At 72.1% G+C, this 13,432-nt stretch carries 15 protein-coding genes; 5 read left to right on the top strand and 10 right to left on the bottom strand.

All coding sequences use genetic code 11. The annotated features are described in order from the left end of the window. Nucleotides 1–82 precede the first annotated feature (82 nt). Nucleotides 83–460 carry a lipopolysaccharide assembly protein LapA domain-containing protein gene (locus AB0C12_RS36390; protein WP_360554863.1) on the bottom strand — a complete coding sequence of 126 codons (378 nt, stop codon included), beginning with the start codon at nucleotides 458–460 and terminating at the stop codon, nucleotides 83–85. Between the two features lie 155 nt (nucleotides 461–615). Here AB0C12_RS36390 and AB0C12_RS36395 point away from each other — a divergent pair, with 155 nt between their 5' ends. Beyond that, complete coding sequence (locus tag AB0C12_RS36395) at nucleotides 616–1,755, top strand: CAP domain-containing protein (RefSeq protein WP_360554865.1); 1,140 nt, start codon at nucleotides 616–618, stop codon at nucleotides 1,753–1,755. Nucleotides 1,756–1,778: 23 nt separating this feature from the next. Here AB0C12_RS36395 and AB0C12_RS36400 read toward each other — a convergent pair whose 3' ends face one another. Further along, entirely contained in the window at nucleotides 1,779–2,675 is an 897-nt protein-coding gene (locus AB0C12_RS36400; protein ID WP_360554866.1) for a glycosyltransferase, read from the bottom strand. Nucleotides 2,676–2,736: 61 nt separating this feature from the next. After that, nucleotides 2,737–3,354 (bottom strand): DNA-directed RNA polymerase II, encoded by a 618-nt coding sequence (locus AB0C12_RS36405; protein ID WP_360554868.1) that lies wholly within the window; start codon nucleotides 3,352–3,354, stop codon nucleotides 2,737–2,739. A gap of 98 nt (nucleotides 3,355–3,452) precedes the next feature. Here AB0C12_RS36405 and AB0C12_RS36410 point away from each other — a divergent pair, with 98 nt between their 5' ends. Beyond that, nucleotides 3,453–4,694, top strand: coding sequence for a GNAT family N-acetyltransferase (locus AB0C12_RS36410; RefSeq protein ID WP_360554870.1), 1,242 nt, complete (start codon nucleotides 3,453–3,455; stop codon nucleotides 4,692–4,694). 416 nt (nucleotides 4,695–5,110) lie between these two features. Beyond that, complete coding sequence (locus AB0C12_RS36415; protein WP_360554872.1) at nucleotides 5,111–5,440, top strand: hypothetical protein; 330 nt, start codon at nucleotides 5,111–5,113, stop codon at nucleotides 5,438–5,440. A gap of 175 nt (nucleotides 5,441–5,615) precedes the next feature. On the opposite strand, the gene AB0C12_RS36420 is transcribed toward AB0C12_RS36415, so the two are convergent. The 5 genes from AB0C12_RS36420 to AB0C12_RS36440 all read right to left on the bottom strand — a co-directional run bounded on the left by AB0C12_RS36420 (nucleotide 5,616) and on the right by AB0C12_RS36440 (nucleotide 9,227). Further along, complete coding sequence (locus AB0C12_RS36420; RefSeq protein ID WP_212989805.1) at nucleotides 5,616–6,089, bottom strand: ribose-5-phosphate isomerase; 474 nt, start codon at nucleotides 6,087–6,089, stop codon at nucleotides 5,616–5,618. Nucleotides 6,090–6,112: 23 nt separating this feature from the next. Beyond that, nucleotides 6,113–7,030, bottom strand: a complete 918-nt coding sequence (locus tag AB0C12_RS36425; RefSeq protein ID WP_360554874.1) for an alpha/beta hydrolase — start codon at nucleotides 7,028–7,030, stop codon at nucleotides 6,113–6,115. Further along, nucleotides 7,030–8,220: a DUF1015 family protein gene (locus tag AB0C12_RS36430; RefSeq protein WP_360554876.1), complete on the bottom strand. Its 1,191-nt coding sequence runs from the start codon at nucleotides 8,218–8,220 to the stop codon at nucleotides 7,030–7,032. Before AB0C12_RS36430 ends, AB0C12_RS36425 begins: the two co-directional genes overlap by 1 nt. A 59-nt stretch (nucleotides 8,221–8,279) precedes the next feature. Next, nucleotides 8,280–8,522, bottom strand: coding sequence for a hypothetical protein (locus AB0C12_RS36435; protein ID WP_360554878.1), 243 nt, complete (start codon nucleotides 8,520–8,522; stop codon nucleotides 8,280–8,282). 78 nt (nucleotides 8,523–8,600) lie between these two features. Next, nucleotides 8,601–9,227, bottom strand: coding sequence for a DsbA family protein (locus tag AB0C12_RS36440; protein WP_360554880.1), 627 nt, complete (start codon nucleotides 9,225–9,227; stop codon nucleotides 8,601–8,603). 127 nt (nucleotides 9,228–9,354) lie between these two features. On the opposite strand from AB0C12_RS36440, the gene pepN reads away from it, so the two are divergent. Both pepN and AB0C12_RS36450 read left to right on the top strand, forming a co-directional pair. Then, nucleotides 9,355–11,913: an aminopeptidase N gene (pepN, locus tag AB0C12_RS36445; protein WP_360554882.1), complete on the top strand. Its 2,559-nt coding sequence runs from the start codon at nucleotides 9,355–9,357 to the stop codon at nucleotides 11,911–11,913. A 122-nt stretch (nucleotides 11,914–12,035) separates the two neighbouring features. Further along, nucleotides 12,036–12,596 (top strand): Uma2 family endonuclease, encoded by a 561-nt coding sequence (locus AB0C12_RS36450; protein WP_360554883.1) that lies wholly within the window; start codon nucleotides 12,036–12,038, stop codon nucleotides 12,594–12,596. On the opposite strand, the gene AB0C12_RS36455 is transcribed toward AB0C12_RS36450, so the two are convergent. Further along, complete coding sequence (locus AB0C12_RS36455; RefSeq protein WP_360554885.1) at nucleotides 12,593–13,084, bottom strand: DUF5130 family protein; 492 nt, start codon at nucleotides 13,082–13,084, stop codon at nucleotides 12,593–12,595. The genes AB0C12_RS36450 and AB0C12_RS36455 overlap by 4 nt on opposite strands. Beyond that, nucleotides 13,071–13,370 (bottom strand): hypothetical protein, encoded by a 300-nt coding sequence (locus AB0C12_RS36460; protein WP_360554887.1) that lies wholly within the window; start codon nucleotides 13,368–13,370, stop codon nucleotides 13,071–13,073. The genes AB0C12_RS36455 and AB0C12_RS36460 overlap by 14 nt, the downstream gene beginning before the upstream one ends. Nucleotides 13,371–13,432: the final 62 nt, after the last annotated feature.

Genomic DNA, 13,432 nt, shown 5'->3' on the forward strand with positions numbered 1-13,432 from the left:
GCCAAGTTATGTGACCATTGAGTCACATGTCAAGGCGCGAAAAACTCCGCCCGGCATTCGGCCGGACGGAGTCAGGTGGTGCTCAGCGGCGCCGGACCAGCCGGCGCAACTGGATGATCCGGACCGAGGCCACCGCCATGGCGACGAACGCGCCGCACACCCCGGCGATCAGCATCGCCAGCGCCAGCGGGATCTGGCCGTCGAACCAGAGAAAGCTCAGCCGTACGTTGCCGGTGTTCTGCGCCACGAAGATGATCAGCAGGATCAGGCCGACGGCACCGGCCCACACCCCGAACCAGACCGCACTGGTACGGGTCCGCGGCACCCGCGGCGACTCCCGGCGGGGCGGCGCCTCACCAGCGCCTTCGAGACCCGCCAGCGTCCCGGCCAGCTCCGGCGGGAGCGGCGGCGGCGCGTCCTCGGCGGGGGTCAGCGGACGGTTCTCGGATGGGAAGACCATAACTCTCAGTCTTGCCCATCGGTGCGCTCCGTCAACCCTGTTCACCGGTCTTGCCAGATTTAAGCCGAAGCTAATAGACCTATGTCGAAAAGGGACGTTACCGTCTGCGCCGGACCGCCCTCCCCACCCCACCCCCCACAACGATTCGGATCACCATGCGCAGACCCGTCCTCATCGTCGGCGGCATGGCCGTCGTCACCGTCGTCGCCGGAATCGCCGTCGCGGCCAGTGCCAGCGCCGGCACCACGACGTACGAGGCCGAAGCCTCCGTCAACACCTTCGCCGGCGGCGCCCACACCGTCGACTGCCGGCGCTGCTCCGGCGGCAGCCGGGTCACCGGCATCGGCGGCCAGGGCGTCCTCACGATCACCGCGGTGGTGGCCGAGAAGGACGGACCGGCCCGCCTGGCCGTCACGTACACCGCGGAGCGCAGCCGGACCGCGCAGATCAGCGTGAACGGTGCCGTCCCCACCGCCATCGTCTTCCCCGGCACCCGCGGCACCTCCCGGCCGGCCACCCTGCGGCTCACCGCGACGCTGCGCGCCGGCGACAACAACCTGGCCTTCGCCAACTCGGTCGGCGCCGCGCCGGACATCGACAAGGTGGTCATCACCACCGACGGCACCCCGCCGACCTCGGCCCCGACGGCCACGGCATCCGCCGTGCCCGGGGCCACGGCCACGGTCACGCCCGGCGAGACCGCGCCGCCCACTCTGCCGACGTCGCCGCCGGCCTCCGGGACACCGGCTCCGAGCAGCCCGGCCCCCACCGGTACGGCACCCGGCGGCACCACCCCGGCCACTCCTTCCACGCCGCGGCCGACGGCGACGCCCACCACACCGACCACCCCGTCGGCACCCGTGACGACCACCGCGGCGCCCAAGCCGACCACCGAGCCGACCGGTAACGCGGCGCTGGAGGCCGAGGTCGTCCGGATCGTCAACACCGAACGGGCGAAGGCCGGCTGCGCGGCACTGACCGCCGACGACCGGCTCACCGCGGCCGCCCGCGGGCACTCGGCGGACATGGCGGCCCGCGGCTACTTCAGCCACACCACCCCGGACGGCGTCGAGTTCTCCACCCGCATCACCAGCGCCGGTTACCGCTGGTCCGGAGCCGGCGAGAACATCGCCAAGGGCCAGCGCACCCCGGCTGACGTGATGACCAGCTGGATGAACAGCGCCGGGCACAAGGCCAACATCCTGAACTGCGGTTTCAAGAACATCGGCGTCGGCGTGGCGGCCGACGCCCAGGGCTCGCTGGTGTGGACCCAGGACTTCGCCAGCCCGCTGTAGTCAGCCGGCCCGGCGCCGTTCGGTCAGCCCACGTACCGGCGGGCGGACGAACGGCGCTGGGCCGCATCGAGCGGCGCGAGCCGGGCCTCGACGGCGGCCGGACGCGGACGCCGGTGCGTGACCAGCCACGGCAGGCCACGCGCGGCGTCCCAGGCGGCCAGGGCCGAGGTACGGTCCCGGGGCACCGTCCGGGCCAGGAACATCGTCCGGCGCAGCGCCGCCGGCAACGGGCGCCGCAGCCAGGTGAACCACAGCGTGTTGCGGATCCCGACCCGGCGGCGCAGCCGGGCGTCCCGCAGCTTCGACGCCCGGTGGTGCACGACCAGATCCTCGCGGTAACAGAGCTCCCAGCCGCCGCTGAGCAGGTCGGTGGCGAGCAGCTCCTCCTCACCGCCGAGCCACAACCGGCTGCTGAAACCGCCGTGGGCCAGGAACGCGTCCCGGCGGACCACGGACGCACCGGCGAGGAAGCTGCCGATCGCGGGGCCGGGCAGCCAGTCCGGACCCGGCACCGGGGACTCCCGCAGTTCGGTGACGATCGGATCGTCGACGCCCGCGGGCTCCACCAGGATCCGGGCACAGACCACAGCGATCTTCGGGTACGCGTCGAGCAGATCCGCGGCCCGGGACAACGAGCCCGGCTCCCACCACGTGTCGTCGTCACAGAACGCCACGTACGGCGTGTCGAGTTCACGTACGCCGATGTTGCGACCCACCGCGCCGAGGTTCTCACTCAGGGCGATCACCCGTACCGAAGGGAAGCGCGAGCGGACCGCCTCGGCCGTCCCGTCGGTCGAGCCGTTGTCGACCAGCACGACCGGCGGGCGTTCCGGCAGCGCCACCAGGCGACTCAGGGCCGCCAGGGCCTCGTCGCGCCGCTGCCACGTGATGACCACGACGCCCGTTCGTTCATCGACCATGGCGGCGCGCTTACCCGCACAGAGGTCATCAAGACGTCATCCTCGCCACACCGCGGCCCGATCAGCGGAAGAGGTCGACCGTCCAGTTGAACGCCGTCATGACCCACTCCGTCTGGCGCAGGTGGGCGACGCCCACGCCGACCAGGAAGAGCCCGGCGACCATGTGCGAGCCGCGGGCGGTGCGGCGGACCCGGCCGAACTGCCGTTCCAGCACCAGCCGGCCGACCAGCCGGGACAGGGCGAACAGACCCGCGGCGACCAGCAGCGACACGATGAAGACCACGACCGGTGTGGTGAGGTCACCGTCGGACGAGATCGCCCAGATGCCCCAGCAGACGAACGCGAACAGCATGCCCGCGAAACTCCACTCGCCGCCGCGGCGCAGCTGACCCAGGTGCCAGCCGAGCGGGCGGCGCTCCTGCGGCGCCTCGGCGCCCGGCCAGCCCGTGCCGGTCGGCTCGTGCCCGGCCGCGAACTGCTGGGTGCGCGGGTGCGGATTCACCGAGGCGCGACCGCTGGAGAACGGCGAGGGCGGCGGCGCGGGCGGTCCCGGCTGGGTGGGCTGGCTCGGCGGCCCGGAGGCCGGACGCGACGGCACCGGGGCCGTCGGCGGGTTGGCCCAGGGATCCTGCGGTGGCATGTCGAGCGTCCGCTCGGACCACTGCGGTTGCTCAGGCATCGTTCCCCTCCCCGGTACGGCCGGTTGCCGCCCTGCTTCGAGAGTAACGAGCCAACAAATAGGTCGCCGTCGCGCGCGCCGTCCGTTACACAATCAGCATGGACGACTCCGGGATCACCATCAGGACGGGCGACGCCGACGACTGGCCGGCCGTCTCCGAACTGCTGAGTTTCGCCTTCCACGAGCAGGCCACCCCGGAGGCCCGTGACGTCGAAGGATCGGTCGTCGAGCCCGAGCGGACGCTGGTCGCCGAGGACGGCGGCACCATCGTCGGGCACGCGGGCGCGTACACCCGGGAGTTGACCGTGCCCGGCACGATCCTGCCGGCCGCCCACGTCACGCTGGTCGGCGTCGCGCCGACCCACAAACGCCGCGGGCTGCTCACCCGGATGATGCACCGCCAGCTGCGGGAGATCGCGGCCGCGGGCCGCGAGCCGATCGCGGTCCTCTGGGCCAGCGAGACCAGGATCTATCCACGCTTCGGGTACGGACCGGCGGCGCAGCGCCTGCAGATGCAGATCATGATGCGGGAGCTACGGCCGCCGGCCGGGCTCGCACCGGGCTCGGCCGACCGGCTGCGCCTGGTCGACCCGAAGGACGTTGTCGCCGAGCTGGCCAAGGTCTACGAACGGGTACGCCCGGAGCGCACCGGCTGGTCCAGCCGCGACGACCGCTGGTGGCGTTACGTGCTGAGCGACATCGAGTCCCAGCGCGAGGGCGCGACCAGTTTGCGCGGTGTGGTGCACGAGACCCCGCACGGCCCGACGGGATACGCGCTGTGGCGCACCAAAGGCCGCTGGGAACGGCACGGACCGAACAGTGACGTGCAGGTGAGCGAGGTGGTGGCCGACGATCCGGCCGCGTACGCCGCCCTGTGGAACTTCCTGCTCACCATCGACCTCGCCCGTTCGGTGACGGTCAGCTTCGCGGCCGTGGACGAACCGCTGCAGTACCTGGTCGACGAGCCCCGCCGGCTCGGCACCACGCTGGCCGACGGCCTCTGGATCCGCATCACCGACCTGCCGAAAGCCCTGGCCGCGCGGACGTACGCGGCCCCGGTCGACCTCGTGCTGGACGTCACGGACCCGCTGCTGGAGCAGAACACCGGGCGCTGGCGACTCACGGCGGGCCAAGACGGTCGCGCAACCTGTACGGCGACGAATGAACCGGCCGACCTGGCGTGCACGGTGCTGGAGCTGGGCTCGGCCTATCTGGGAGCTACGTCACTCGCTGCCCTGGGTGCCGCGGGGACGGTCCGGGAGCTGACGCCGGGGAGCCTACGGCGGGCCTCCATCGCGTTCGGCTGGCATCGGATGCCCAATCCCGTCGAGGTGTTCTGAATGGGGCGGGCGACGGTAGGTTCGGCGGCATGGGCGAAGAACCCGAACGTCGACGCCGTCGCTTGCGTCCCTCCTCGTCGGCCGCGACCCCGCCCGCCACGCCGGCCGAGCCGTCCTCCGGTGCGGCGCGGCCGGCCGTGACCGGTGGGCCGTCTGCTACCGCCGAGCGGGCCGCTGCCCAGTCGGGTGGCGCCCAGCCTGGCGCCGCCCGGCCTGCTTCAACGCCCGCGGCCGGGGCCGCCCGCTCGGGGGGCGCTCAGTCTTCCGGCGCCCAGTCTTCTGGTGCCCAGTCTTCCGGCGCCCAGGCTTCCGCCGTCCGGGCTGTCGCTGCGCAGGTTGGGGCCGCCGGGTCTGTCGCCGGTCGGCCGGTGACTGGCCGGTCCGTGAGCGGGCAGCCGGTGGCTGAGACTTCCGCGGTGGCCGACCCTGAAGCGGCGCCGGTGGATGTCGCCGAGGTGGGTCCTCGGCCGGGGGCTCGACCGGGCCGGACCGGGCTGCCACCCGGGCGTCCCGCGCGGCCCGTCGCCCGGCCGACGTCCGGTGCGGGCGCCGGCGGGGACGACCAGTCCGAGCGGGGGCTCCGTGGCCTGGTCGGCTCCGGGTCGTCGCAGGTCAGCGTGGGCGCGGCGCTGCGGGCCCGGGATGCCGCCCGACCTACGGCCGAGCAGCTCGCCGAGGCCGAGGCGGAGCTGGTCATCGTGCGGCGCAACTGGATGCCGCGCGAGGACCTGCCCCGCAACCGCTAGCCCGCCGCGGCCGAACGACCACCGCGCGGCGCAACGGGATGCCGCGCGAGGACCTACCGCTAGCCCGCCGCCAGCTCGCCGCGGCCGAACGACCATCGTGCGGCGCCGTCGGTGCGCGCGGGGACGGCCGTTGTGCGGAGCGGCGGGAGCCGTCCGAGGACCGGCCCCGCGGCCGTCAGCTTGCCGGCAGGGGCGGGAGTTCGCGGGTGCGCTCGTATTCGGCGAGCTGGGCGATGCGGCGGGCGTGCCGCTCGTTGCCCGAGAACGGGGTCGTCAGGAACGCCTCGGCCATGGCCGTGGCCTCGTCGAGGGTGTGCTCGCGGCCGCCGATGCTCAGCACGTTGGAGTCGTTGTGCTGGCGGGCGAGCTGGGCGATCTCGACCTTCCAGGCCAGCGCCGAGCGGACGCCGGCGATCTTGTTCGCCGCGATCTGCTCGCCGTTGCCGGAGCCGCCGATGACGATGCCCAGGCTGCCCTCGTCGGCCACCACCTTGGCCCCGGTGGCCAGGCAGAAGGCCGGGTAGTCGTCCTCGGGGTCATAGACGTGCGGTCCGACGTCGACGACGTCGTAGCCCTGCTTGCCGAGGTGATTGACCAGGTGCATCTTCAGCTCGTAGCCGGCGTGATCGGAACCCAGGTAGACGCGCATGACCGCAGTCTGTCAAACCGCGATCAGAACGTCAGCGCGGCCCGCAGGCTCACGGCGATCTGGTCCGCCGCGGCCCGCGCCGCGTCGAAGAGGGCCAGCTTGCGGACGAAGCCGTGGTTGACGCCCGCGTACCGGACGTGGACCACCGGCACCCCCGCGCTGAGCAGCGCATCCGCGTAATCGGCGCCCTCGTCGCGCAGGACGTCGTACTCCGCCGTGAGCAGCAGGGTCGGCGGCATGCCGGCCAGGTCGGCCACCGCCAGCGGCGCCACGTCCGGGCTGAATCGCTGCGCCGGCTCCGGCACGAACGCCTCCCAGGCCAGCCGCATCGACGCCCGGTCGAGGCCGTGCCCACCGACCTCGTCGTACGACTCCGAGGCGGTCATCGGGTCGATCGCGGGGTAGATCAGCACCTGGTAGTCGAGCGGCGTGGCGGCGTCGCGCTGACGCCGGGCGGCGACCGTGGCGAGCTGACCGCCCGAGCTGTCCCCGCCGATGGCCAGCCGGGACGGGTCGACACCGAGACCCGTGCCCTCCTTGCGGACCCAGCCCAGCACCGTCTCGACGTCCTCCAGAGCGGCCGGGAAGACGTGCTCCGGGGCCAGGCGGTAGTCCACCGACAGGACCGCGCAGCCCGAGCGGTCCGCGATGCGCCGGCAGAGCCGGTCCACCGTCTCGACGCTGCCGTAGCACCAGCCGCCGCCGTGCACGTAGACGAAGACGGGCGCGTTGGTGCGGGCCGCGTACAGCCGGCCGGGCACGCCGTCGGCGTCCACGTCGACCACGACGGGCAGCGGGATGGCCGGGCCGCACTCGGCCTCGTTGGACTCCTCCATCGCCCGGCGGGCGAACAGCAGCTGCTCGTACGGGTCGGCGGCGAGCACCTCGGCGCTGGGGCGCCTGCGAATCGCGAGCGACGCCTCCACTTGGGGGTGCAGCATCAGTCGAGCTGGGCCAGGACCAGGCCGCCGCGGGCCTTGGGGGTGAACCAGGTGCTCTTGCGGGGCAGCTTCTGCCGGGCCAGGTTGACCGCCACGAAGTCCTCGACGGTGACCGGGGCGACCAGCACGGCCAGCTCGGCCCGGCCGGCGTCGACCTCACCGCGCAGCCACTCGGCCGGGTAGTCACCACCGATGTACGAGACCCGCTTGTCGCCCGGGTCGAGCCCCAGCACGTCACCGAGCAGGATCCGCTCCACCAGGGCGTGGTCCAGGTTCTCCACCGGGGAGGAGTCCGGCGCCGGGGGCAGGACGACCGAGTACGAGCGGCCGGCCGCGTACAGCTCGATCGTGCCCTTGGTGGGCACCGTCGCGGGGCGCGGCAGCTCCTCGACCCGGGCACCGGCCGCGGTCAGGCGGGCCACGAAGTCGGTGTCCGGGAGCTCGGCGATCAGCCGGTTGTAGGGCTGGATCGCGACCGAGGCCGGGGTGGTGACGACCGCCAGGAAGCGGGGCAGCCCGCCGGTCTGCGCGGCCAGGCTGCGGTGGTTGCCGTCCGCGACGACCAGCTCGCCGCCGCCGGCCAGTGCGGTCAGCTCGTCCTGCAGCGGACCGGCGGGAATCACCCAGATGGCGTGCGTGCGGCCGCTCTGGTCGGTGTCGGTCGCGGCCGGCGCACCGGCCGCGTCGCTCGCCGCGGCCAGCGCGGCGTGCAGCTCCTCGCCCTTGCCGGTCTGCAGCAGCAGCACCGGGGAGAGCAGGGTCTGCAGGGCGTCGGCCAGGGCGACGCGCTCGCGCACCTTGGCGATGAACACGTCCTCGTTGCGGATGACCAGGCCGGGCTCGTCGGCGCTGGTGGAGATCTGGTCGGTGTCGACCAGCGCCCAGAGGCCGTACGCCGTGGGCTCGCCGACGGCGGTGATCCGGTAGAGGACCACCACCTGCTCGGCGGGCGTGTAACTGCCCTCGGCCTTGTCCCGCGCGAGCCGCTGGGCGGCGTCGCCGAGGCAGTCGAGGAACGACTTGCCCAGGGACTCAGGTGCCCGGTGGGGCATCTCGATGGCGAGCGCGCTGTGCGGGTTCGCGGCGATGATCCCGGTGATCTCGGCATCGTCGGCGAACTCGTCGTAGTTCTGCGCGCCGGTGCCGCCAGTGGTGATCCAGGCCCGGCTGATCGGGTGCACGACCGTCATGCCGCGAACCTACCGACCGGCTGTGACAGTCGTGCGCACACCCCGGTGTGTTCCCACGCTCACTTCGAGCGGCGGGCCCGGTCGTACGCGGGCACCGACGGCATGTTGCCGCGCATCTTGGCCTGCTTCGCCTTGCGGACCGCCGCGACGGGCGGGCCCGCCTCGGCCACCGGGAAGGCGGTGACAGTGACGGGCGGCGCCACCATCGCGGCGACATCCGCCGGCAGATTGGGGCAGAAGCTGTCCCACACGCCACGATGCACAGCGATCGTGGAAGTGGCAACGCTGTCGGACTCGGCCATCAGAGCCTCCGGTCAGATGTGGTTCTCACTACATCCAACGACCTGCCGGAGGCTCAGGTGGCGAACTGGCCCCAAGAACTATTCGAAGATGGGGTCCTGGTCGCGGCTGCGCTTGAGCTCGTAGAAGCCCGGCGTGCCCGCGACGAGCAGGACGCCGTCCCAGAGCTTGCCCGCTGCTTCGCCCTTCGGCGCCGGCGTGACCACCGGACCGAAGAAGGCGACCTTCTCCCCCTCGACCGGGCCCGGCGCGTGGATGACCGGCGTGCCGACGTCCGTGCCGACCGGCTTCATACCGGCGTTGTGGCTGGCCGTCAGCGCGTCGTCCCAGGCGTCGCTGCCGGCCGCGTCGGCCAGCGCCGGGTCGAGGCCCACCTCGGTCAGCGCCTCGGTGTAGAGCTTCTCGTCCAGCTCGTACTTCTGCAGGTGGATACGGGTGCCGAGGGCCGTGTACAGGTCGCGCAGGACCTGCGGGCCGGCGGCCTCGGCGGCGGCGATGCAGACCCGGACCGGGCCCCATCCCTTGGTCATGAGGTCCTGGTACTGCTCGGGCAGGTCGCGGCCCGCGTTGAGCACCGAGAGACTCATGACGTTGAACGTGATGTCGACCGGCCGGACCTTCTCCACCTCGAGCAGCCAGCGCGAGGTCATCCAGGCCCACGGACAGATCGGGTCGAACCACATGTCGACCGCGGAGCGTTCAGTCATACCTCTGATCCTGCCCCTTTCCGCCCGCACCCGGCGGTGACATGCGCCACCGGTCAAGCGCATAGGGTGACGTGGAAAGCTCTAGGTCGAGGCGACGAAGCCTGGACCAGCATGGAGGAGAGTGAACGTGGCCGGAGTTCGTAACCTGACCCAGGTCGAGGCCGCCGAGCGGGCCCGCCTGCTCGAGGTGACCGGGTACGACATCGCCTTGGATCTGACCGACGGCCAGGGCGGGCCCGGGACCGGTACGTTCCGGTCGACCACCGAGGTCACGTTCCGCTGCGCCGAGCCCGGCGCCGAGACGTTCATCGAGGTGGCGGCGGCGAGTGTCCGGTCCGCGGTGCTCAACGGCACCCCGGTGGACCTGTCCGGCTGGTCGGCCGAGCGGGGCCTGGCCCTGACCGGCCTGGCGGCGGACAACACCCTGGTCGTCGACGCCGACTTCGCGTACTCGGCGAGCGGGCAGGGCCTGCAGCGCAGCGAGGACCCGGTCGACCAGGAGATCTACCTGTACAGCCAGTTCGAGACGGCGGACGCCCAGCGGGTCTACGCCGCCTTCGACCAGCCCGACCTGAAGAGCAGCTTCACCTGGCACGCCACGGTTCCGGGGCACTGGAAAGTCGTGTCCAACATGCCCGTGGACTCCACGGCCGAGGCCGCCGGTGGCGCCAAGACTGTGCATTTCAGCGCGTCGCCGCGGATGAGCACGTACATCACCGCGCTCTGCGCCGGGCCGTACCACGAGGTGCGCGACAGTCACGACGGCATCGAGCTGGGCATCTTCTGCCGGGCCTCGATGGCGCAGTATCTCGACCCGGACGACCTGTTCCTGATCACCAAGCAGGGCTTCGACTTCTTCCACGAGCAGTTCGGCGTGCGGTATCCGCTGCCCAAGTACGACCAGCTCTGGGTGCCCGATTTCAACGCCGGCGCGATGGAGAACTTCGGCTGCGTCACCCACGCCGAGGCGCACTACATCTTCCGCTCGCAGGTCACCGACTACGAGTACGAGCAGCGCGCCAACACGATCCTGCACGAGCTGGCCCACATGTGGTTCGGCGACCTGGTCACCATGCGCTGGTGGAACGACCTGTGGCTGAACGAGTCGTTCGCCGAGTGGGCCAGCCACTGGTGCAACACCTCGGCGACCCGCTTCACCGACGCGTGGTCGACGTTCCTGTCCGTCCGCAAGGCCTGGGGCTACCGGCAGGACCAGCTCTCCTCGACCCACCCGGTCTACTGCGAGATGCCGGACCTGGAGGCCGTCGAGGTCAACTTCGACGGCATCACGTACGCCAAGGGCGCGAGCGTCATCAAGCAGCTCGTCGCGTACGTCGGGCTGGACTCGTTCCTGGCCGGGCTGCGGGCGTACTTCCAGCGGCACGCCTGGGGCAACGCCACCTTCGACGACCTGCTCACCGAGCTGGAGACGGCGTCCGGCCGGGAGCTGCGCAAGTTCGCCGCCCAGTGGCTGGAGACCGCCCAGGTCAACACGCTGCGCCCGGTGCTGACCATCGGCGGCGATGGCGCGTACTCCAAGGTCGTGGTCAAGCAGGAGGCGCCCGCCGCCTATCCCACGCTGCGCACCCACCGCATCGGCGTCGGCCTCTATGACGTGCAGGGCGACCGGCTGGTGCGCCGCGACCTGCTCGAGATCGACGTGAGCGGCGAGGAGACCGAGATCCCCGCGCTGGCCGGCGTGCCGGCCGCGGACGTGCTGCTGCTCAACGACGACGACCTGACGTACGCGAAGCTGCGCCTGGACGAGCGCTCGATGGCCGCGGTCGTGCAGCACATCGACGGTTTCGAGTCGTCCCTGCCGCGGGCGCTGTGCTGGGCCGCGGCCTGGGACATGCTGCGCGACGCCGAGCTGGCCGCCCGCGACTACCTGGCCCTGGTCGGCACCGGCCTGCCCAAGGAACGCGACATCAACCTGACCACCGCGACTCTGCGGCAGGCGGCCACGACGCTGACCATGTACGCGGACCCGGCGTGGGCGCCGACCGGCTGGGCGCTGCTCGCCGACACCGCCCGGGCGGCGCTGGCGGCGGCCGAGCCGGGCAGCGGCTTCCAGCTCGCCTGGGCGCGGGCCTTCATCAACGCCGGCCGCGGCGAGGACGACCTCGTGGTGCTCCGCGGCTGGCTGTCCGGTGCCGGCGTGCCCGAGGGGCTGACCATCGACACCGAGCTGCGCTGGTCGCTGCTGGAGGCGCTGGCGGCCCGGGGCGCGGCGACCGAGGAGGAGATCGCCGAGGAACTGGCCGCGGACCGGACGGCCAGCGGTGAGCGGGAGGCGGCGCTGGCCCGGGCGCTGCTGCCGACGCCGGAGAACAAGGCGCGGGTGTGGGCGCAGCTGACCGGCGACGACAAGCTGCCGAACTGGCTCAGCCGGTCACTGCTGCAGGGTTTCCAGACGTCCTGGCAGGTGGAGCTGACCGCGCCGTACGCGCCGAAGTTCTTCGAGGTGGTCGACGACGTGTGGGCGCGATCCGACAGTGAGCCCGCGCAGGAGTTCGCGATGCTGGCCTACCCGGCGTACCAGGTCAGCGAGGAGACGGTCGCGCTGACCGACGCCTGGCTGGCCGGTGACGGGCATTCCCCCTCGCTGCGCCGGCTGGTGGCCGAGGGCCGTGACGGTGTGCTGCGGGCGCTGAAGGCCCGGGCGAAGGACGCCGCCGCCGGTTGATGAGTTTGCGCGGGTCGTGCGGGACTGAATCCGCACGACCCGCGAAACTTACGGCGCCCGAAACCCGGCGGAAACAACTCAGCGTGAGTACGCTGGCACTCCACGGCGTTGGAGGTGGTCCGGTGGCGATCGGTACGAACTCACTGCCGAGATGGACCGCCCCGGACGGCCGCTGGACGGAACCGGACCTGCACCTGTTCCCGCAGGACGGCCACCGCTACGAGATCGTCGACGGCAGCCTGCACGTCACCCCACCGCTGGACGGCCCGCACGAGGCCGTCGTCCGGGCCGTGCTGACCACGTTGCGCGGCGCCGCCCCGAGTGGCTGGTGGATCTGCGCCCGGCTCGGCATCGAGGCCGGTGCCAGCAACCTGATCCCGGACGTGACCGTGCTGAAGCCGCAGTCGTCCGGGGCGATCTGGGCCGACCCGGCCGACGTCGCCTGCGTGATCGAGGTCGAGACCGACACCAGCCGCCGCTACGACCGGCTGCTCAAGCCCACCCTCTACGCCGACGCGGGCATCGCCGCCTACTGGCGGATCGAGCCGGACCCGGCGCCGGTGCTGCACACCTACGCCCTGGGACCCGACGGTTACCTGCCCCGGCAGACGATTCGGGGCGACGACCTGGTGCAGGTCGACGCCCCGTTCCCGGTCCGGGTCGCCCCGTCCGCTTGGCTCTAGTGCCGGCCGGCGTGTGACGCCAGCTGGTCCAGCCCGGCGAGCACGCCCCCGGCGAGGTCACCGCCGGCGAACGACGCCGCCATCGACAGCGCCGCCAGCTTGGCGTCGCGGTCGGAGATGCGCTTGCGGGCGTCGCTGCCAGTGACGATTTCCAGGACCCGCTGGTTCGGCGAGATGGCGACCAGGACGGCCCGGGCCGCGCCGTCGAGCTGACGGTGCAGCTGCTCGGCATACTCCCGGGTCGGCTCCTCGAGGTCGCCGATGTAGACGCTGAAGGTCAGGCCGGTCTGCTGGTCGGCGACCCGCAGCGCCTCGTCCAGGCGCAGCAGCTGCCGGGTCGTGAACGGCCCGTCCAGCGCGTCGACGCCCGCGTCGGACGTCGACAGCTCGGGCTCCTCGCTCAGGGTGGGGCCACCGGGCTTGTCCAGCGCGGTCAGCGGCTGGTCGGCGGGCCCGCTGACGATGGCCTGCTGCTCACCAACGGTCACTTGCGCCTCCTGTGGTGCCGGGCCGGACCTGCATGCCCTTGGCGTCCTCGAGGACACCGGCGGGCAGCTCCGGAGCGGACGAGGTCTTGCCGCCGAACGCCGGGCTCACCTGCGCCGGCGACGCGAGGAACCAGATCGGCTTGAAGTCGTACGGCCGGCCGGGACGGTAGCGGCGCGCGGGCCGGCTCCGGCTGGAACCGGCGGCGACGAGCGCCGCGACAACCACGATGACACCCAACGGGATGATCGCGTAGATGAGAAGCGTGCTGAATATCGACAACCTCAACGCCCCCAGGCGTCATAAGGAACCGGGCCAATTCACTGTGTTCCCAGTGATCCGAACGTCAA

Origin of the sequence: Actinoplanes sp. NPDC048967 (assembly GCF_040649415.1) — a bacterium.
GTDB lineage: Bacteria > Actinomycetota > Actinomycetes > Mycobacteriales > Micromonosporaceae > Actinoplanes.

Excerpts from the sequence above, each read along its gene's own strand:
- AB0C12_RS36395 (WP_360554865.1), top strand. The coding sequence starts at position 616 with ATGCGCAGACCCGTCCTCATCGTCGGCGGCATGGCCGTCGTCACCGTC.
- AB0C12_RS36405 (WP_360554868.1), bottom strand. The coding sequence starts at position 3,354 with ATGCCTGAGCAACCGCAGTGGTCCGAGCGGACGCTCGACATGCCACCG.
- AB0C12_RS36390 (WP_360554863.1), bottom strand. The coding sequence starts at position 460 with ATGGTCTTCCCATCCGAGAACCGTCCGCTGACCCCCGCCGAGGACGCG.
- AB0C12_RS36400 (WP_360554866.1), bottom strand. The coding sequence starts at position 2,675 with ATGGTCGATGAACGAACGGGCGTCGTGGTCATCACGTGGCAGCGGCGC.
- AB0C12_RS36440 (WP_360554880.1), bottom strand. The coding sequence starts at position 9,227 with ATGACTGAACGCTCCGCGGTCGACATGTGGTTCGACCCGATCTGTCCG.
- AB0C12_RS36410 (WP_360554870.1), top strand. The coding sequence starts at position 3,453 with ATGGACGACTCCGGGATCACCATCAGGACGGGCGACGCCGACGACTGG.
- AB0C12_RS36425 (WP_360554874.1), bottom strand. The coding sequence starts at position 7,030 with ATGCTGCACCCCCAAGTGGAGGCGTCGCTCGCGATTCGCAGGCGCCCC.
- AB0C12_RS36420 (WP_212989805.1), bottom strand. The coding sequence starts at position 6,089 with ATGCGCGTCTACCTGGGTTCCGATCACGCCGGCTACGAGCTGAAGATG.
- AB0C12_RS36435 (WP_360554878.1), bottom strand. The coding sequence starts at position 8,522 with ATGGCCGAGTCCGACAGCGTTGCCACTTCCACGATCGCTGTGCATCGT.
- AB0C12_RS36430 (WP_360554876.1), bottom strand. The coding sequence starts at position 8,220 with ATGACGGTCGTGCACCCGATCAGCCGGGCCTGGATCACCACTGGCGGC.